The sequence below is a fragment of the Hydrotalea flava genome, assembly GCF_001623405.1.
Classification (GTDB): Bacteria; Bacteroidota; Bacteroidia; order Chitinophagales; family Chitinophagaceae; genus Hydrotalea; species Hydrotalea flava.
Genome location: NZ_LUHG01000043.1, coordinates 1 through 431 on the forward strand (window position 1 = coordinate 1; position 431 = coordinate 431).

A 431-nucleotide genomic window follows, 5' to 3' on the forward strand; every position below is an offset into this window, starting at 1 on the left:
CAACCGGAGCAACCGGTGCAACAGGAGCTACCGGCGCAGCAGGAATCAATGGAACAAACGGAGCAACAGGTGCCACTGGTAATACTGGAGCTACCGGAACAAATGGAGCGACCGGTGCCACAGGAGCTACTGGTAATACAGGCGCTACCGGAACAAACGGAGCAACAGGTGCCACTGGTAATACAGGTGCGACCGGTGCAATAGGTAATACAGGAGCAACTGGTCAAACAGGTGCGACAGGTGCAGTAGGTAACACCGGTAACACTGGAGCAACCGGTGCAACAGGAAATACAGGAAATACAGGAGCCACAGGTAATACAGGAGCGACCGGTGCCACTGGTAATACAGGAGCAACAGGTGCAACAGGAGCAACAGGAGCAACAGGAGCTACCGGAGCAACAGGAAAAAATGGAACAACAGGAGCAACAGGT

Annotated in this window: 1 protein-coding gene; it reads left to right on the forward strand. The window is 53.8% G+C overall.

Translation table 11 applies throughout. The features are described 5' to 3' along the window. The coding region (locus tag A0F92_RS04255; protein ID WP_253810142.1) for a hypothetical protein at nt 1–431 on the forward strand (431 nt) is incomplete at both ends.